15 protein-coding genes are annotated in these 17755 nt (G+C 61.1%); 6 read left to right on the top strand and 9 right to left on the bottom strand.

All coding sequences use genetic code 11. The features are described from left to right. The 3 genes from ABH939_RS21670 to ABH939_RS21660 all read right to left on the bottom strand — a co-directional run. Positions 1-2916: isopeptide-forming domain-containing fimbrial protein (locus tag ABH939_RS21670; RefSeq protein WP_404650112.1), on the bottom strand; the 2916-nt coding region annotated here is incomplete at its 3' end. A gap of 979 nt (positions 2917-3895) precedes the next feature. Further along, positions 3896-4591, bottom strand: coding sequence for a glycoside hydrolase family 25 protein (locus tag ABH939_RS21665; protein WP_370334015.1), 696 nt, complete (start codon positions 4589-4591; stop codon positions 3896-3898). A gap of 107 nt (positions 4592-4698) precedes the next feature. Beyond that, on the bottom strand, positions 4699-6036 hold the full coding sequence (locus ABH939_RS21660) for an amylo-alpha-1,6-glucosidase (protein WP_064689015.1): 1338 nt from the start codon (positions 6034-6036) through the stop codon (positions 4699-4701). A gap of 110 nt (positions 6037-6146) precedes the next feature. Here ABH939_RS21660 and ABH939_RS21655 point away from each other — a divergent pair, with 110 nt between their 5' ends. From ABH939_RS21655 to ABH939_RS21645, 3 genes are all read left to right on the top strand, one after another. Further along, a complete protein-coding gene (locus ABH939_RS21655) occupies positions 6147-6845 on the top strand; it encodes a haloacid dehalogenase type II (protein ID WP_007735269.1) in 699 nt (232 codons plus the stop codon). Between the two features lie 72 nt (positions 6846-6917). Further along, complete coding sequence (locus ABH939_RS21650; RefSeq protein WP_042449892.1) at positions 6918-7829, top strand: cation transporter; 912 nt, start codon at positions 6918-6920, stop codon at positions 7827-7829. Positions 7830-7948: 119 nt separating this feature from the next. Further along, on the top strand, positions 7949-9313 hold the full coding sequence (locus ABH939_RS21645; RefSeq protein WP_404650111.1) for a DUF222 domain-containing protein: 1365 nt from the start codon (positions 7949-7951) through the stop codon (positions 9311-9313). Between the two features lie 9 nt (positions 9314-9322). Here the strand turns inward: ABH939_RS21645 and ABH939_RS21640 are convergent, their stop codons facing one another. Next, the gene (locus ABH939_RS21640) at positions 9323-10303 is read right to left on the bottom strand and encodes a hypothetical protein (RefSeq protein WP_404650110.1); all 981 of its coding nucleotides are present in this window, start codon (positions 10301-10303) and stop codon (positions 9323-9325) included. After that, positions 10288-11289: a PHP domain-containing protein gene (locus ABH939_RS21635; RefSeq protein WP_404650109.1), complete on the bottom strand. Its 1002-nt coding sequence runs from the start codon at positions 11287-11289 to the stop codon at positions 10288-10290. The genes ABH939_RS21640 and ABH939_RS21635 overlap by 16 nt, the downstream gene beginning before the upstream one ends. Before the next feature lie 60 nt (positions 11290-11349). On the opposite strand from ABH939_RS21635, the gene ABH939_RS21630 reads away from it, so the two are divergent. Continuing rightward, a complete protein-coding gene (locus ABH939_RS21630) occupies positions 11350-11760 on the top strand; it encodes a TIGR03668 family PPOX class F420-dependent oxidoreductase (protein WP_030537452.1) in 411 nt (136 codons plus the stop codon). 144 nt (positions 11761-11904) lie between these two features. Beyond that, complete coding sequence (locus ABH939_RS21625) at positions 11905-12657, top strand: cyclase family protein (RefSeq protein ID WP_172403480.1); 753 nt, start codon at positions 11905-11907, stop codon at positions 12655-12657. Here the strand turns inward: ABH939_RS21625 and ABH939_RS21620 are convergent. The 4 genes from ABH939_RS21620 to ABH939_RS21605 form a co-directional block, all read right to left on the bottom strand. Then, positions 12646-14202: a diguanylate cyclase domain-containing protein gene (locus tag ABH939_RS21620; protein WP_404650108.1), complete on the bottom strand. Its 1557-nt coding sequence runs from the start codon at positions 14200-14202 to the stop codon at positions 12646-12648. The two genes, ABH939_RS21625 and ABH939_RS21620, sit on opposite strands and share 12 nt — an antisense overlap. A 119-nt stretch (positions 14203-14321) precedes the next feature. Beyond that, complete coding sequence (locus ABH939_RS21615) at positions 14322-15230, bottom strand: metal ABC transporter permease (protein ID WP_228401542.1); 909 nt, start codon at positions 15228-15230, stop codon at positions 14322-14324. Between the two features lie 3 nt (positions 15231-15233). Then, complete coding sequence (locus ABH939_RS21610; protein WP_003942501.1) at positions 15234-15965, bottom strand: metal ABC transporter ATP-binding protein; 732 nt, start codon at positions 15963-15965, stop codon at positions 15234-15236. Then, positions 15962-16888, bottom strand: a complete 927-nt coding sequence (locus tag ABH939_RS21605; protein ID WP_047272640.1) for a metal ABC transporter substrate-binding protein — start codon at positions 16886-16888, stop codon at positions 15962-15964. The genes ABH939_RS21610 and ABH939_RS21605 overlap by 4 nt, the downstream gene beginning before the upstream one ends. A gap of 77 nt (positions 16889-16965) precedes the next feature. On the opposite strand from ABH939_RS21605, the gene ABH939_RS21600 reads away from it, so the two are divergent. Next, positions 16966-17643 (top strand): SDR family oxidoreductase, encoded by a 678-nt coding sequence (locus tag ABH939_RS21600; RefSeq protein ID WP_007729052.1) that lies wholly within the window; start codon positions 16966-16968, stop codon positions 17641-17643. The last annotated feature ends 112 nt before the right edge of the window (positions 17644-17755 follow it).

Genomic DNA, 17755 nt, shown 5'->3' with positions numbered 1-17755 from the left:
CGGAGACAGAACCGGATGCTCCGTCGTCACCGGCGGAGGAGTGATCTCCGGACCCGTCGGCGGCTTCGCAGTACCGGTGACCTTGTTGTTGATCAACGTGCCACCGGCAACACCGGCATTGATCTTCACCTGATAGGTCAGAACAACAGACTTACCCGGCTCCAGAACACCAGTCCACGAGAGCGCCGTCCCCGAGAGCGTCGGAGCAGCGGCAGCAGCACCGTCGACTGTCGCCTTGAGCGAACCGTCCACCAACGTCGCGTTGTCGAGAACCTTCGACAGATCATCGGTCAACACAACAGGATTGAGCGTCGTCTTACCGGTGTTCGTACCTGTCACCGTATACGTGATCGTCTGACCAGCATTGACGCCGGTACCCGACGCAGGATCGGCAGTCTTCGCGACAGTGAAACCGGGAACCGAGTGATTCGTCTCAACCGGCGGCGGAGTGATGTCCGGACCGGTCGGCGGCTTCGCAGTACCCGTGACCTTGTTGTTCAGGACCGTACCCGCAGCGACACCGTCGTTGACCTTCACCTCGTAGGTCAGGACAACCGACTTGCCGGCTTCGAGAACGCCAGTCCACGACAGCGTCGTACCCGACAAAGTCGGAACAGCCACGGAAGCTCCGTCAATGGTCGCCTTCAGCGAACCAGGAACGACAGCAGCATTATTGAGAACCGCACCCAGATCGTCATTGATCTGTACCGGATCAAGCTTCGTCTTGCCGGTGTTGGTGCCGGTGACGGTGTACTTGATCGACTCGCCAGCCTGAACCGTCGAACCGGAAATCGGATCGGCAGTCTTCGCCAGCGTAAAACCTGGAACCGAGTGATTCGTTTCCACCGGAGGAGGAGTGATGTCCGGACCGGTCGGCGGCTTCGCTGTACCGGTGACTTTGTTGTTCAGAACCGTTCCCGCGACAACGCCGGCATTGACCTTCACCTGGTATGTCAGAACAACAGACTTACCGGCCGGGAGATTCGCGGACCACGACAAAGTGCTGCCCGACAGAGTCGGAGCAGCAACAGGAGCACCGTCGATGGTCGCCTTCAGCGAGCCCGGTACGACAGCAGCATTGTTGAGAACCGCACTCAGATCGTCTTTGATCGTCGCGGGAGTCAGGGCCGTCTTGCCGGTGTTGGCACCGGTGACGGTGTACGTAATGGTGTCGCCGGCCTGAACCGTCGAACCGGAAACCGGATCAGCCGTCTTGGTCAGCGTGAAACCAGGCATGGGATGCGTCGTGCAGAGATTGGTTGCAGGATCACATGTTGTGGGGGGAGTTGTAGTCCCCGGAACCAGATAGTTGTTCAGAACTTTGTTGCCGCCGTCTTTGACAGTGACGGTGTATGTGACTGTCCCCTTGCCGCCGGCCGGCAACGTGCCGCCGACCTTGATCTTGTCGGCGCCGTTCAATGCGGCGGTGAGTCCGCCGGTTGCAGCACCGACCGCAACTGTTCCGTCATCAATGACGTCGGCGAGGTAGTCCGTGTAGTCGATCGTTGCCGGCGCAGTGCCCGGATTCTCGAAATTCAGAGTGTAGGTGATTGATTGGCCGATATTGACCGTCTCACCGGTAGGTGGTGACGACGACTTCTTCACGAGAACCGGGGTGTTCTTGACCTTGCAATACACGTTGTCACCCGGTGTAAGTGCTGCCTGCGCAACGTCACCGACCCTGAGGGCCTGGGTCACGCCGTTTACCTGGCAATCCCACGATGTCGCATAGTTCGCGGTCTTGGTCGCCGAGGTAGTTGGCTTCTCCCAGAACGTGACAGGGGTGGGCGTGGTATCTGCGAGGAGCGTCCGCCAGCCAGTCGATGCCGTCGTATCAGTCGCACCGGTCGTGGTGCTCTTGATCTCGGTTGCTGCAGCGGCGCCTGCATCAGCGTGGTGTCCGGTGCTCATGCCGATAGTGAAATCGTCACCGGGGGTGACGCGCGTGAGGTCCTTGTCGATCTTGACCTTCGACAGCAGCACACCGAACGCCAGGCCCTGACGCGAGGTCGCCTGAACGGTATTTCCGAAAGTGGCTGCGAAACTTGTCGGAGCAGTCGATGCAACGACTAGCGTTCCGGGCGTGCGCCCCTGGCCATTGACGTTGTTCCACGAATCGCATCGGACGGTATTGGCTGGCATACCCGTCAGCCCACCGTCACAGGCCCGAATTCCGGGGTAGGCAGGATCACTGTCGTCACCGACGGTACGTGCGATCTGCCGTAGAGGCTTGTCCGAATTGAAAGTGAGGAATTCACGGTCGTTCGTAGTATTGATATTCGCGTCTGTCGACTCAGCGTCGGCTGCTACGAGCCCGTAGTTGTTGACGGCGCCATTCGGCCCCGTCATCACGATGTTCTTCAGCGAGACTGTTCCACCGGACTGACCAGCGGTGGCTGAGGTTTGGTAGATCGCCGGCTTGAACGTCGTCGGCACACCCGTGTACGCGGAAGTTCCCAACGCTGCATAGTGCAACGTGGGAAATGCCTTCGTTTCGATCCCCTGGTGATTCTTTCCTGCAACCGAGTCAGTGAGGAAGGCCTTGAAGTTGATCTTGTAACCGTCGGTGAGCTGGATTTCCATCGACTGCCCGGCCGCAGAAGCAGCCGTTGCCGCATCGAGCGTCGACATATCGATCCAGCAGATGTTCTGCGAGAACGGACCGGTGCCGGGGGCGCTGAATGCGCAGCCTTTTGCAGGCTGTTCATCCGGAAGAACAGCGGCGCGAGCCGGCGCCTGAGCCTGAACGGGGCCGCCGAGCGTCGCGGCCGGCTGCGCTGACGCAACCACTGCCGTCGCGCCGGAGATACCGAGAATCATCGCGATGGCGGTCCATACCACCGTCCACGCTCGCACCCAGGGCGGGAGCCCTGCGGTGAATATGGCCGACCTTGTCGGCGGTATGTCGTTAGGCATTTCTTACTCCCCAGGATGTGCCTGATCGATGTTCGATGGACGGAGATGCGAGAGCGCTGGCGCGAACTCCCGGTTGATCGGTTGGTTCGGGTCGATGCGCCTGTTTTCGGCTGATCGACCTCACACCGGACGCTGTTGCCGGTCCTGTCATTCGAGCTCCTCTTCGGAAACACCTGCGTGTTGGAAGAGCCGCCCTGAACAGGACCTTGGCCCTCGAAATCCGCGCAAATCGAGAGCAACCTTCCAGTTATCAGGAACAAGATAACAGATAACCGGGAGCTTGCCCATCGAAAGTCAGACAAAGCAGACCGATCGACGTTTTTGTTCGTAGATCGGACAAGCTTCGAGGAACAGTGTTGTTCGAGCGGACAATTCAGCCCCCGGAGTACGGCACCGCGGCGAACGCGATGACATTCACCCTTTCCGCTGACCAGATCGGGTGACGACCAACCTCGAGGAAGATACGGAATCTGGACAAATGCCCAATATGAATAAGGCCTGTTGGATGCGCCACAGACCCTCGAACGACGTTCGGAAACCCCGTCCTGCATGGAGTCCGATCACGCGTGCGAACCCGTCGAAATTGATCGAATTGATCCAGACCACACTCAGCGACGGCTGCCGGTAACGAAGCATCCCGAGGCTCCGATAATTGGATTGCGAGGCACCAACTTCGCCCGAAACCGGGCGGCCGCCTTCGATTCAAACCCAACTTCAAGTCCGTTTTGTAGCTTTTCAGGCAGAGCAGTTCTGCTCATTTTCTGCCATAGCTATTTTCCGATCCGGCTCAGCTAGTCGAAAGTTCAGCGACCGTGGTTACCGCCCGGCAGAATTCTCGTAACTGACGAGCAACAACCGGACTAACCAGCCAAGCGTCACAAGAGTGCCAAAAAGGGCCCTTCCGCGTGCCTCAAGGCAAATGCATCGAAGGCGAAAGGGCCCGAACCGGGCACCACGGAGCCAAGGGCCCCGCCGCAAACTAGCTGCTGCCGAACCCCACACTGTTGGCGTAGCGATCGAAATCGCCCTGGGCTCCGCTGTAGACGTTGATATCAGTGTTTCCGGTGATTCCGGGGATGCGTCCGGTGCTGGTGTACTGCCAGAAAGTCCAGTTGGACCAACCGCCGGGTAGCGGCCCCGGTGCGTTCTGCCCGTTGTAATCGGCGATCCACAGCGGGTAGTGGTTGAACTCGGTGGTGTTGGCCATCTGAGTACGCCAGAAGTTGGGATACGTGTAAATGATGGGCTGCCGCCCGGTAAGTGCCTGGACTGTATTCAAGTAGCGATGAGTCCAGTCGATGACCTGCCCGGCGGGCAGTCCCTTCGCGTCCTCGAGATCCAGAACGGGCGGGAGGTCACCAGGTCCGTTGATACCCAGGACGATCGCCGAATAGAAGGCGGCCTGGGCTTCGGGGGACTGGCGAACGTCTGCGTAGTGGTAGGCCCCGCGCGAGACGCCGGCAGCACGCATGACCAGGCAATCCTGGATGAAGTACGGATTGACGTAGTTGAGCGACTCGGTGGCCTTGACCATCGCGAACTCGTGCCCTGACGCCTTGACCTGGAACCAGTCGATTCCGGTTCCGTCCACGTGTTGCCACGAAGAGACGTCCGGGCCACGGGGAGCATCGGCAGCGGCGAGGCCAGGTGCCGTGATCGCGATGGCAGCTGCCATCGCGATCGGGGTGAGCTTGCCCAGTGTCCTGACGATCCGTCGCTCGACCATTTCCCGAGACTAAGGTCGACTAGTCCGTTTTGTCCCCTAATTCAGGGAATGTTCACTCAACCGAGCCAATCGAGAACAGCCGCAGCGGTCCACGACTGTTGCATACTGCCCAGCGGCTCACCGGTGAAAGGCTCGTAGTATTCGGCAAAACTGCCATCGCTGGCCTGCCGCAACCCCTCCGAACGTAAGACGTGCGATCTCTCGGCCCACCCCCGACGCGCGAACGCCCACGAGAACAACCACGTGATCACCGGCCACACCGGGCCACGCCAATACTCCCGAGGACGGAAATCGCCGGAAACCGGAGACGTCGACGGTGGGACAGCAAACCGCATGTCCGGGTGACCACAGAATTTGGGCCCCTCGAAAGTGCGCAACAGAGCGCGCTCGGCATCGCGGCTCAGGCCGCCGCACAGCAACGGCGCAAACATCGCGATGGTCTCGGTATGAACCCATCGCCCGGTGCGAAGATCGAAATCCTTTGCTGCACCTGATCGTTCATCGGTGGTGGCAATCACGCCCTGCCGGAATCGATCTGCCCAACCGCGCAGATCACGGACGTCGGAGTTCGGCCGCGAATGCTCCTCACCGATAGTTGCCAAGACGTCGCATGCCATCGAGAAAACCGCACTGACAAACACGTCCTCGACGGCAAAACTCATGGCAGTGGCGAGTTGAGAATCCTCGTACCGCACGGCCTTCATCTCTTCGAGAAGCCAAAGGTAGCGGTCGTATTCGTTATCCGTGGGCCGCTGAGACAGGTCCGTCACCACAGCGAGATCAGCACGCTGATACGCAGGAACTTGTCCCGCAACAACATTCGCGTACGCCAGATCCCACCGCGGAGAGTTGTCCATCCCAGATTCCCACCCGTGATAGAGCGCGATACGGCCGTTGCCGTCGAGATCGCGGGCCTCCGCCAACCACCGGTGCCACCGAACCAGATCGCTCCAGCGCCGGTCGAGGAACTCTTCCGCGACCGCACGCGTCGTACGTCCGTGCCGACGCGAATGATCGAGAATCCGCTGCACCGCGATCGCGTGAACGGGGGGTTGGGTGATTCCCGATGTAGCGGTACCCAAAGGAGCATGCTCTGCCAACGCATTGACATCCCACCGCGTCGGGCCGGGGAAGTAGCCGTCGACACCGTTCGCGAACACGATGTGCGGAATCATTCCGTTCTTCCACTGAGCCGAGAGCAAGGTATCGAGCTCTACTACCGCCCGTTCGACGCTGAGCGGCGCCAGACCTACCGCCACGAACGCGGCGTCCCAGCTCCACATGTGGGGATACAGCTTCGGGGCAGCGCTGGTCATCGTGCCCAGGTCGTTTCCGCGCAGCAAGTAGGCAGCTCGGGCGGCGAGCTGAGTCGGGGTAAATCCGCGGTCGGCCATAGATGTCTATTTTGCGACGCGTCGAGCCTTTGCGCTCACCGAGCACGAATCCGGCGCTGCAGCCGCAATAATGAAGGAAGTCCGTCAGGTGATCTCGGAGTGGAGGCCTAGTGCGCGAGAAGATCAAAGCACTGCTGTTCGACGTCCAGGGCACAGCGACCGATTTTCACAGCACACTGTGCCGAGAGGCCCGTCGAATCACCGACGCCGACGTGGACTGGCCAAGATTCGTCAATCTCTGGCGCGCTGAGTACTTCGCGAACACCTCCGAGGCCGACGACTCCACAGGCGAATGGGTGACAGTACATTCGGTGTACCGCGAGGCTCTGCGCAAGCTGTTGGCCCGCGAGAGCATCGAACTTTCCGATGCCGAACAGGAAGAACTCACCACCGCCTGGAAATTCCTGGACCCGTGGCCCGACACTGTCGCCGGCCTGACAACCCTGCGCCAGCAGTACACAATCGCTGCCTTGTCCAACGCCGACGTGAATGCCGCAGTCAGCATCTCCCGGCACGGAAATCTGCCATGGCATGCCGTCTTCACTGCCGAAATGGCCGGCGTCTTCAAACCAGATCCGAAGATCTACCACCTGGCTGCTCGATATCTCGGGTACGACCCGGCCGAGATCATGATGGTTGCCAGTCACAAATACGACATCCGGGCGGCCAAAGCTCTCGGATTCCGCACAGCCTTCATAGCTCGACCACTCGAATTCGGAGCCAGGGGCAATCCCGATGTGTCCTTCTCCGACGAGTTCGACATCAACGCCGAGGACTTTCTCGATCTGGCAGCGCAATTGGTCCACTGATCCCGTGCCTGCGCGTCGTTGCTGGTATTCCTACGTGAAGGAATATCGAAACGGACAGGCGGTTTGGAATTCATGGGCACCAAGGAAGACAGCGCTACCCGCGAACGCATGGCCCTGCGGTACTCGCTCGTGGTCGCAACGGCGTTGGCTGTGCTCGCCGCATTCTGGGGCTGGATCTCGCAGTCCCAGGTGATCCTGCTCGACGGTGTGTACGCCCTCATCGGAATGGTGTTGACGGCGATCTCACTGCGGGTCTCGCGGATAGCCGACTCGGGCCCCACCGCACGCTTCCCGTTCGGAAAGGAGGCATTGATCCCGGTCGTCATCGCTGTCCAGGGCATGGCACTACTGGCGACGCTCGCCTACGCCGCAGTCGAGGCAGTTCGTGTCATCCTCGCGGGCGGAGCCGACGTCACCGCGGGGTCTCTGGTGGCATACGGCGCTGTCAGCGCAGTGGTGTCGATCATCATCTGGCGCTACGTCGGACAAGTCGACCGCACATCTGATCTGCTCGTCGCCGAAGCCAGGCAATGGGGAGCGTCGGCTGCCTTCAGCGCGCTGGTCGCGGTCGGTGCTGTCGTCGCAATGATCCTGGGCCGCACCGATTTTTCCGACGCCGACCGATATGTCGACTCCGTCTTGGTCCTCCTCGGCTGTGCGATGCTGGTCCCGCAACCGTACGCACTTCTGCGAACCGCACTGATCGAACTCCTCGAAGGTGCTCCCGGCGAAAACGTTCAGGCCCGCGTGCACGAAGCCATCGCCGTCGTCCGCGACGAATTCGGTTTGGACGAACCGACTCTCACCATGAGCAAGGTGGGTCGCAAGCTGTATGTCGAAGCGACGTTCATGGTCGCGCCACACAGCTGGGACATCGACGGTGAAGACGCAGTACGACGCTCGTTCGCCACCAGCCTCGCCGATCTCCCCTACGAACCGTGGCTGAACATCGAACTGACTACAGATCCGGCGCTGATGCTCTAGCGACGGAATCTGCTCTCGAACAACAGAATCACGACGGCCGGGCCCACCTCACCTTCCCGAAAAAGCCCTTGACTCGAAAGTATGTTCGAGTATGATGGAAGGCGGAACGGGGGGTTCTCATGACGATCAACATCACCGACGAAGATACTGTCACCGACGTGGTCAACAACTCCGCCGTGGGTGTGCGCGGACGATTGTGGCGGCTTCACCCCAGCGACGTCCGCGAGATCGCCATCACCGCGTCAGCGGAAATCCTTCGCCTGGAAGCCATTCGAGTCGCCGCTGTCGACACCCTGACGTTGAACCCGGACGAACAAGTACTCTGCTACCGCGGCACCGGACAATGGCTCGCGAACCACACCATGCTGCAGATCTCCGCCGGCAGAAGAATCGCAGCCCTGGGAAAAGCGCTACGGTCGTTTCCCGAGATCGAAGACCAATTCGATGCCGGTGACCTCACTTTCGAGCACGCAGCACTGATCGTGGCGTTCTGCGAATCCCCACCCAAGGCAATGCCCGACGCCGCACTACCGTACTGCCGCGACACACTCCTCGCCGCAGCATCCGGAACCGAAGCAACCACCGTCAAACTGCGCTACGCCATCAGCGTCCTCGAGCACATGTTCGAATCCGACGACCCACCACCAAGCGAAGACACCGACCGCAACGAACTGCGCATCTCCCCCACCCTCAACGGAAGAGTCGCCGTCCGAGGCGATTTCGACGGAATGACCGGCGAAATGCTTCTCTCCGCCCTCTCCAACCTCTCCATGCCCACCCCCGCCGAAGACGGCACACCCGACAAACGACCCGCCGCCACACGCAACGCAGACGCCATGGCAGAACTCATCCGGCGCTACCTCGACAACGCTGCCACCGGCATCGACGGCGGCCAACGCCCACACCTGAACGTGCACATCAACGCCAAAGACCTGGCCTACCACCGTGAATGCGCCACAACGGGTGATGGCTCAACACCTGTCCCGTCCGAGGACGACGATCCCGGCATGCTCGATCTCGACTTTCACGATCTCGACAAACAAGATCTCGATGTCGGCCACATGCCCTGGATGGGACCACTGAGCGTCGGCCGCACCCGCATGATCGCCTGCGACTGCATGCTCTCCAGCGTCCTCCTCGACGAAAACGGCGCCCCACTCGACGTCACCCCACTCAAAAGGCTTGTCACCGCAGCACAACGCACCGCCCTGATCGCCCGAGACAAAGGATGCGCCTTCCCCGGCTGCGACTGCGTCCCCGCCTGGACCGACGCCCACCACATCAAACACTGGGCCAAAGGAGGACCAACCGTCATGGACAACCTGGTCCTACTCTGCCGAACCCACCACACCCTGATGCACCGAAAACCCGGATTCACCGGCAAATGGGAAATCCGAATGGGCACCGATCACCTGCCCTGGTTCATCCCACCACCAGGCATCGACCCCGACCAGAAACCCCGCCGCTCCACCACACGACTCTGAACCCGGAGGTCACCGAGCAAACGTCTCGGTGACCCATTCCGGCGTGCTTCGATAACCGGAAAGGGCGGCGCGGCGACATCCATCCAACTCCACGCTCACAGGAGTACCACCCGAACCGTCAACCCGTAGGAGGGTTGATGATGCTGTCGCTGTCGCGATCTGATCACAAGGCTGAGCTATAGGAGCATCGGCTATGGCGGCAACCACGTCTCGACTCTCCGCTTCGGACAGGCGAATAACGTCCACGTCTGTCTGAGATTCATGCCGGCACACGGATAGTCCTGCAGCATCAGCGACAGGCGTAGCCAGCTCATTGTCTAGCGGGTCATAGCCTTCGCCTCTCTCGAACTGCTCGCGCGCCTTGTCAACTTCTCTGGCATCTGTCCGGTCGAATTGAACGGCAGACGAGCGATCGCAATTCGCCATCGTCGGAGAAAGACTCAACGAAGTTCGGACACGTTCGACTTCATGCAGAGATCGAAGCGAATCGAGAGGCCCGACTTGAAAGCCGCACGGACTCGACGGCCAGGCCGGAAACATCACTTGTCCGGCGCTGTTGGCCATCCACAGTTTGACGGGAACCAGTTCGCTTGTGACACAACTCGCAACGACATTGTCGGGAAAGCGTTTGGAGTCGACACGATATGCATCCTTGACGGCGGCTACGTCACCTTCGAGTCGAACCATGTCGACGGTTAGCGCTCCGGAGGCATCTTCGCCGACTTCGCAACGAAATACTGCCACTGGATCGAAATCAGATGGAAGATACCCTGTTTCGTGTTTCGGACGCGAATACAGATCGACACCGAACAGGCCCCATGCGACTTCAATTCCGAGACAGTCGGCAGTCTCGAACACCCGAGCCTCAGGAGGTGTGAAGTACACCGAATCTCGCCAGAACGGAGCCGAACAAGCGGTGACCAGGCAAAGCGACGCCACCAACGGCACCGACAGCAGCGCGCGTGCCGAGACCGTCAATTGCCCGCCCACTCCAGAAGGTTGTCGGCGGTCCAGGTATTGATCACCCGATCGGCTTCGACGCCGCACTTTTCGGCCCGGTCACAGCCGTAGCCCTGCCAAGCCAGCTGACCGGGGGCATGGGCGTCAGTGTCGATGGAGAAAAGACAATCGAGATCGCGGGCCAACTCGATCAAACGCGAAGGCGGGTCACGACGCTCCGGTCGGGAGTTGATCTCGACGGCGGTCCCTGATTCTCGGCAGGCCTCGAACACTTTCTCTGCGTCGAACTGCGACTCGGGCCGGGTTCCGCGAGCACCCTCGACAAGACGCCCGGTGCAGTGCCCGAGAATATCGACACGCGGATTTCGCACTGCAGCAAGCATTCTGCGGGTCATCGCCTCGCGTTCGGACCGCAGCTTGGAGTGGACGCTCGCCACCACGATGTCGAGTTCGTCGAGCAGATCGGGATCCTGGTCGAGTGAACCGTCCTCGAGGATGTCCACCTCGATTCCCGTGAGAATGCGGAAGGGAGCCAGTTCGGCATTCAACCCGGCTATCACGTCGAGTTGAGACCGTAGGCGCTCCGCGGACAGCCCGTTTGCAACTGTGAGGCGAGGCGAATGGTCGGTGAGGGCGCAGTAGTCATGGCCGAGTGCTGCTGCGCGTCGCATCATCTCTTCGATGGGGCTTCCACCATCGGACCAGTCGGAGTGGGTGTGGAGGTCGCCGCGCAGCGCTTGTCGCAATGGGCTGTCGCCGATGGGCTCAGCCTGCCCCCGCAGTTCCTCGAGATACTCGGGGATGCCGTCGTACGACTGAGCGATAATCGTGGCAGTCTTCGGCCCGATGCCGGTGAGGGCCCTCCAACTGTCGGCTTTCCGGCGAGACTCCTTCTGCTCGTCGGACAATCCTGAAAAGACCTCCGCAGCTCGGCGATAGGCCTTGACGCGGTGCGTTTCAGCGCGTGATCGTTCGAGCCAGTAGGCGATCTCCCGAAGCGCTTCATCCGGTTCCATGAGACCACTGTTCCGTCAGCAGCGGCTCGCGGCAACCCTTGATCCCCTTACGCTGTGAATATGGACGACCCGAGAGCACGATTTGAAGCCGCGCGGGTGGCTCACCTGGCAACGGCAGATGCGGCCGGCGTTCCGCACATCGTGCCGCTGGTATTCGTCTTGGTGGGCGGCACCGTCTATTCCTGTGTCGACCACAAACCGAAAACCACGACCGCTCTTCGCAGGCTCCGGAACATCACCGAGACGGGGCGCGCAAGCCTGCTGGTCGATCATTACGACGACGACTGGTCCGCGCTCTGGTGGGTCCGCGTCGACGGACATGCGGAGGTTCTCGACCCCGGCACCAAGGAGTCCGAGAGCGCGATCGATGCTTTGGCCGCAAAGTATCCGCAGTACGTAGATCACCGACCGCACGGACAGGTGATAGCTGTCCGCGATGTGGAGTGGTCGTCATGGTCCGCAGCAGCCTAAGGTTCTGTCCTAGTGTTCAAGGAGCGAAAGTGATTGCAACACTCTCAATTCGGACAAATTGGTGGGGGATCGATGAAACGACGGCAGTTACTTCAGCGCGCAGCCACAGGTCTGGCGCTGGTAGCGGGACCTCAGGTGATCGACATGGGTAGCAGTTCCGGAAGCAGTCAAGACGCAACAAGTCCGTTGAACGAACAGTTGTCGGTTGTTTCGCTCTCACACGTGAACGACCCGGCGACGACGCCGGTTTTTCCAGGCGACCCCGAGTTCACTCTCGACACAGCGGCCACCATCGCAAACGACGGCTACTACCTCCAGTACGTCAAGGAAGGTGAGCACACGGGCACGCATTGGGGCGCACCCGCACACTTCCAGGAAGGCGGCCTCACAGCCGACCAACTCGATCCGGCGGACCTCTTCCTCCCCGCAGTGAAGATCGACATCCGGGACAAGGCTGCCGCCGATTCGGACTATGCGCTCACGGTCGCGGACCTGCAGGAATGGGAAACGCGCAACGGCAAGATCCCCGATGGAGCGGCCGTAGTTCTCTGGACCGGGTGGGAATCGCGCTGGGGTAGCGAAGAGTATGCCAACTCCGATGCCGAGGGCGTCACCCACCAGCCCGGCTTCTCGGTGGACGCGGCGCGGTGGCTGATAGACACCGGCCGTTTGGGCACCCGCGGAGCATTGGGAACCGACACGTTCGGTCCCGACCTCGGAAACGACGAAACCTACCCCGTCTCGACAATCCTGTACGACAAGCATCGAATCAGCCTGGAGAACTTGAACAATCTTGCCGCCCTGCCAACCACCGGGGCTAGCATCCTTGTCGGTGGTGCGATCAACAAGGCCGGATCGGGTTCACCGGCAACGATTTTCGCACTACTACGGCGATAACCATTTGCGACGGTCGCCGTAGACAACGACCGCTCCCTTCCCACTTCTCTTCGCCTCGTACATCGCCGCATCGGCCTGGCGAAGAAGAGTGTGCGCGCTGAGCGGTTCGTCCCCGAACTCGAACTGCGCGGACTCGAAATGCGCGACACCAACGCTCGCACCCACCGACACCGATGTGTCTGCAGTCTGATCGGACCTGAGCGCGTCGACGATCCGGCGAGCCACGACGACGGCGTCGTCGATCGTGCCCTGCAGGAGCACTGTGAACTCGTCGCCACCGAATCGAGCGACAAACGCACCCTCGGGAACCGCTTCGCGCAGACGTGCTGTGAGAGCAACCAGTAACCGGTCGCCGGCCGGGTGCCCGTATCGATCGTTGATCTGTTTGAAGTCGTCCAGATCGACAAGCATCAGCACCCAATCGGAGTTCGTCTGGCGATAGTTTTCGATGGCGCTCGCAAAGTGTTCGTCGAACGCGGCCCGGTTTGCAAGCTCGGTGAGTGGGTCGTGATGTGCTCGGTACCTCAGCTCGTCCTGGGCAGCGGAGATCTGTTGAAGGAGCGCGTCGTTCTCGAGGAGCGTGAGTATTTGGCGCACCAGCGCGAGAACCAACACGCCGACGCCGAGTATCACGACCACGGCATCGAGGTTGCCGACGATCAGCGCCTGAACAGTCACGATCGTCGCGATCACCGCGATCAACAGATACGGCAGCAGCAACTGAGTCCGATCGCTTCGCCACTGCTGCGGCGCGTTGCGGTTCCGAGGCTCGGTTCGCTTCGTCAGCGCCGCCAAGGCGATCAACGGCGGCCCCGCGATGAACCCGGCATCGGCGATCGTCGGCATACTCTCGGCGCCGATCGCCACCAAGTACGCGTACAGGCTGTCCGATAGGGAGAGCATCACCAACCCGCACCCGAGGAACGTCAGCGGTTCACGGATCTCTGCTACGGCCTTCGGTCCGATGACCATCAGCAAGACCATGGCGATCAGAACGAAGTCGGTGATCGGATACATCACCGCGACAAGAAACCCGAGAGATCCCGTCGGACCGGTATTAACGACGGCGCCCAGGGCCGTCGTCCACGTGAGGATGAACAATCCACCGACAACGACAAGACCGTCGAGCGTCAGCACGAGCCAGAGATGGATCGGACCGATCGCCTCACGCCGGGGCGACTGACGCACCAACGACAGAAGCGCCGGCACGGCGAACACCGGGAACATGAAGAAACCGATATCCGCGATCGACGGCGACGGAAGTGGAACGTGGAGAACCGAGCGGTAGAACGCCCAGAAGAACATCCCGAGAGTCCAGCCGGCCATACCCAGAGCCATCAGAGTTCGCCAACGACGCTCGACGCCGTGATAGCGCCGCGATGTCCACCAACAGACCGCAGTTGCGGTGGCTCCGCCGACGAGCTGGGCGATATCGTCCACCAGAACCGAAGTTCGTGGGCTGAGCAGCCCGGATCCGGCGAGAGCGATGACCGCGACAACGACGCCGAGAACCAGCCACGTGCGTCGCGCTCGGAACTGCGTCATCGAAGAACCCATCGGTGTTCAAGGCGTCACCACCGATCGTCTTGCAGCCGGCATCGTTGCGGCCGGAATGTTGTGGTGACGAATGCCCGTACGAACCTACCCGATTTGGTAGCGGATTGTTAACTGGACGAACGATCAGGAAGGCTCGTACGCCCCGCGGCGCTGTATTCCGCTCGGGTCCTACGCCGCTGCGAGGTCCATTTCGCGATCACCCCTTGCGACGGGCTGAACAGGTACACCAGGGCGAATACGATGCCCTGCGTCATCACAACCATGCCCCCGGAAGCTGTGTCGAGGTAGTAGCTGACGTAGATACCCGTAATCGCGCAGATCGCGGAAACGACGGGAGCTATCACCAGCATCCGCGAGAACTTGTCAGTGAGAAGGTAGGCCGTCGCGCCGGGGATGATCAGCATCGCCACCACCAGCACGACGCCGACGGCTTGCAACGCCACAACGGACGTGAGCGCGAGGACGCCGAGTAGCAGCGCACCCAGGCGCTTGGGCGAAAGACCTATCGCGTTGGCATGGATCGGGTCGAAGGCAAACAACGTCAGATCGCGACGCTTGATCAACAGAATGCTCAACGCCAACGCGCCGAGTATCGCGACCTGCAGGAGATCTGACGAGCTCACTCCCAGCAGGTTGCCGAAAATGATGTGGTTGAGATCGGTCTGGCTGGGGGTCACCGAGATGAGAACCAAACCGAACGCAAAGAGAGTCGTGAAGACGATACCGATCGCGGCGTCTTCCTTGACGCGACTGGTGTTACGGATCAGTCCGATCAGGGCTACGGCGATCAACCCGAAGATCAAGGCCCCGATGGCAAATGGTGCGCCGACGACGTAAGCGAGGACAACACCCGGCAGCACGGCGTGCGAGACGGCGTCGCCCATCAACGACCACCCGATGAGCACCAACCAACAACTGAGCACCGCGCAGACAACCGCTGCCACAACCGCAACGGCCAACGCGCGCACCATGAATCCGTACTGGAGAGGATCAAGTAGCAGTTCTACGAGGTTCATCGATCAGGTCCTGTCCATCACGTCGAGACCGAAAGCCAGGGCGAGGTTTTCCGGTTGCAGCACGGTGTCCGGGTCGGAATGCACCAGGACCTTGCGCATGAGCAGTACCGCCTCGTCGCAGAGTTTCGGCACAGCGTGGAGATCGTGGGTCGAGACCAAGATCGACCGGCCGTCGGAAGCCAACTCTCGTAGTAGCGTAGAAATCGTTGCCTCGGAACGCTTGTCGACGCCCGCAAACGGCTCGTCCAGCAACAGTATCGACGCGTCCTGAGCGATGCCGCGTGCGACGAACGCGCGCTTCTTCTGACCACCCGAGAGCTGACCGATCTGACGATCCGCAAATTCGGTGAGTTCCACCCGCTCGAGGGCCTCTGCCACCGCCTCGCGATCTGCACGCCGCGGACGTCGCAAGAATCCGAGGTGACCGTACCTGCCCATCATCACGACGTCACGGACGCTGATCGGGAAGGTCCAGTCGACGTCTTCACTCTGCGGCACGTATCCGACGCGGCCGCTCTTGCGCGCTGTGGCTGCGTCGAGACCGGCGATTCTGACAGAACCGTTGTCCGGCTTGATCATCCCCATGATCACTTTGAACAGAGTCGACTTTCCTGAACCGTTCATGCCGATCAGTCCGCAGACGCTACCCGAGTTCAACGTCAGATCGACGTGGTCCAGTGCGTGGACCTCGCCGTAGTGAACGCTGACGTTTTCGACGCGAATGGCTTCGTTCATGATTTACCGCCGGTCAGACCGCCGAGGATGACGTCGGTGTCGTGGCGAATCATGTCCAGATAGGTGGGCACGGGACCGTCGGCTTCGGACAGCGAATCGACGTACAGCGTTCCGCCGAACTTCGCGCCGGTCGCCCCGACAACCTGCTGCATGGGGGCATCCGAGACCGTCGACTCGCAGAAGACGGCGGGAACGGAATTGGCTCGGACGAAGTCGATCGCGGCGATGATCTGCTGCGGCGTCGCCTGCTGCTCGGCATTGACCGGCCAGATGTACGCCTCGCTGAGTCCCGCGTCCCTGGCCAGATAGGAGAACGCACCCTCGCAACTGACGAGTGCACGCTGACCTGCGGGCAATGCCGCCAGCCCACTGACCAGGCCGTCCTGAACTGCTTGCAGTTCCGCCTTGTACTTCGCGCCGTTCTCCGCAAATGCCGAGGCGTTGTCCGGGTCGAGGTCGCTGAAAGCAGTCACCATGTTGTCGACGTAGATCTGCGTATTCAACGGAGACATCCATGCATGCGGATTGGGCTTGCCCGCATACGCGTCGCCGGCGATCGGAATGCCTTCGACGCCGTCGCTGACCACGACGTGTGGCACGTCCAGTCCGTTGACGAATTTCGCGAACCACGCCTCGAGGTTCATGCCGTTGTCGAGGATCAGATCGGCTTCGCTCGCCCGCCGAATGTCTCCGGGCGTCGGCTCGTAGCCGTGAATTTCCGCCCCCGCCTTGGTGATCGACTCGACGCGAAGATGATCGCCGGCAACGTTCTGGGCGATGTCCGACAGCACGGTGAACGTGGTGAGCACCACCGGGCGGTCGTCGTCGGAGCCAGAACTCACCGCAGAACAGCTGGACAGAAGCAGGGCGGCGAGGGCGGCAATTCCCAGGCGGCGGAAGTTCTTCGCGTCGCGTGTCGTCATGGTCGAACTCTAATATGTGGGTAAACAAATACACAAGTTCGTCTCGCCGAACAATCTCCACTCGATAGGCTCGGGCCATGCGTCCTACTGCCTTGATCACCGGTTCCAGTCGCGGCCTCGGAGCTGCCATCGCACGCGAACTGGCGCCGACACACGACCTGCTGCTCGGTGCACGATCCGCGCAGGCCCTCGAGCCGATCTGCGCCGAACTGCCCGGATCGACGCCTCTACCCCTCGACCTCACGGACTACGACGCCGTCGCCGCCGCCGCCTCGTCCATCACGACGCTCGACGTGCTGGTACACAACGCCGGCGTGGCCGACATCGGAACCATCGAGGAATCCTCGGTCGATCAGTGGCGACGCACCCTCGAGGCAAACGTCATCGCCGTCGCCGAACTCACGCGGGTTCTCCTGCCCGCGCTTCGTGCGGCCGGAGGTCACGTCGTGCTGATCAATTCGGGTGCCGGACTGCGCGCCAACGCCGGTTGGGGCTCGTATGCGGCCAGCAAGTTCGCCCTGCGCGCTTTCGGAGATGCGTTGCGCCTGGAAGAGCCGGCACTTCGGGTCACCTCCATTCACCCCGGACGGATCGACACCGACATGCAGCGCGACATCGTCGCGGGTGAGGGCGACGAGTACGACCCTGAGCGCTTCCTGAAAGCCTCCACTGTGGCGCGTGCCGTACTCACTGCCGTCGAAACACCGTCCGACGCACACCCCACGGAGATCGTGCTTCGACCTACCGGCCGGTAAATCCCCAGTTCGGCGGTAACGGAATGGTGACGATGGCCATCCGGATATCGCTTTTCCGGGCACTGGCCCGATACTGACATCAGTTGTCGGACAAAGAGACTGGACTTGTCTC

The organism is Rhodococcus sp. 27YEA6, assembly GCF_044908235.1.
In the GTDB taxonomy this organism is placed as follows: Bacteria; Actinomycetota; Actinomycetes; order Mycobacteriales; family Mycobacteriaceae; genus Rhodococcus_F; species Rhodococcus_F qingshengii.
The sequence above is the reverse complement of the archived record's forward strand: the minus strand, read 5'-3'. Positions and strand labels throughout refer to the sequence as shown.

What these genes read in the sequence shown, in the direction of transcription:
- ABH939_RS21665 (WP_370334015.1), bottom strand. Translation starts at nt 4,591, where the DNA reads ATGGCAGCTGCCATCGCGATCACGGCACCTGGCCTCGCCGCTGCCGAT.
- ABH939_RS21660 (WP_064689015.1), bottom strand. Translation starts at nt 6,036, where the DNA reads ATGGCCGACCGCGGATTTACCCCGACTCAGCTCGCCGCCCGAGCTGCC.
- ABH939_RS21650 (WP_042449892.1), top strand. Translation starts at nt 6,918, where the DNA reads ATGGGCACCAAGGAAGACAGCGCTACCCGCGAACGCATGGCCCTGCGG.
- ABH939_RS21645 (WP_404650111.1), top strand. Translation starts at nt 7,949, where the DNA reads ATGACGATCAACATCACCGACGAAGATACTGTCACCGACGTGGTCAAC.
- ABH939_RS21635 (WP_404650109.1), bottom strand. Translation starts at nt 11,289, where the DNA reads ATGGAACCGGATGAAGCGCTTCGGGAGATCGCCTACTGGCTCGAACGA.
- ABH939_RS21630 (WP_030537452.1), top strand. Translation starts at nt 11,350, where the DNA reads ATGGACGACCCGAGAGCACGATTTGAAGCCGCGCGGGTGGCTCACCTG.
- ABH939_RS21625 (WP_172403480.1), top strand. Translation starts at nt 11,905, where the DNA reads ATGGGTAGCAGTTCCGGAAGCAGTCAAGACGCAACAAGTCCGTTGAAC.
- ABH939_RS21620 (WP_404650108.1), bottom strand. Translation starts at nt 14,202, where the DNA reads ATGACGCAGTTCCGAGCGCGACGCACGTGGCTGGTTCTCGGCGTCGTT.
- ABH939_RS21615 (WP_228401542.1), bottom strand. Translation starts at nt 15,230, where the DNA reads ATGAACCTCGTAGAACTGCTACTTGATCCTCTCCAGTACGGATTCATG.
- ABH939_RS21610 (WP_003942501.1), bottom strand. Translation starts at nt 15,965, where the DNA reads ATGAACGAAGCCATTCGCGTCGAAAACGTCAGCGTTCACTACGGCGAG.
- ABH939_RS21605 (WP_047272640.1), bottom strand. Translation starts at nt 16,888, where the DNA reads ATGACGACACGCGACGCGAAGAACTTCCGCCGCCTGGGAATTGCCGCC.
- ABH939_RS21600 (WP_007729052.1), top strand. Translation starts at nt 16,966, where the DNA reads ATGCGTCCTACTGCCTTGATCACCGGTTCCAGTCGCGGCCTCGGAGCT.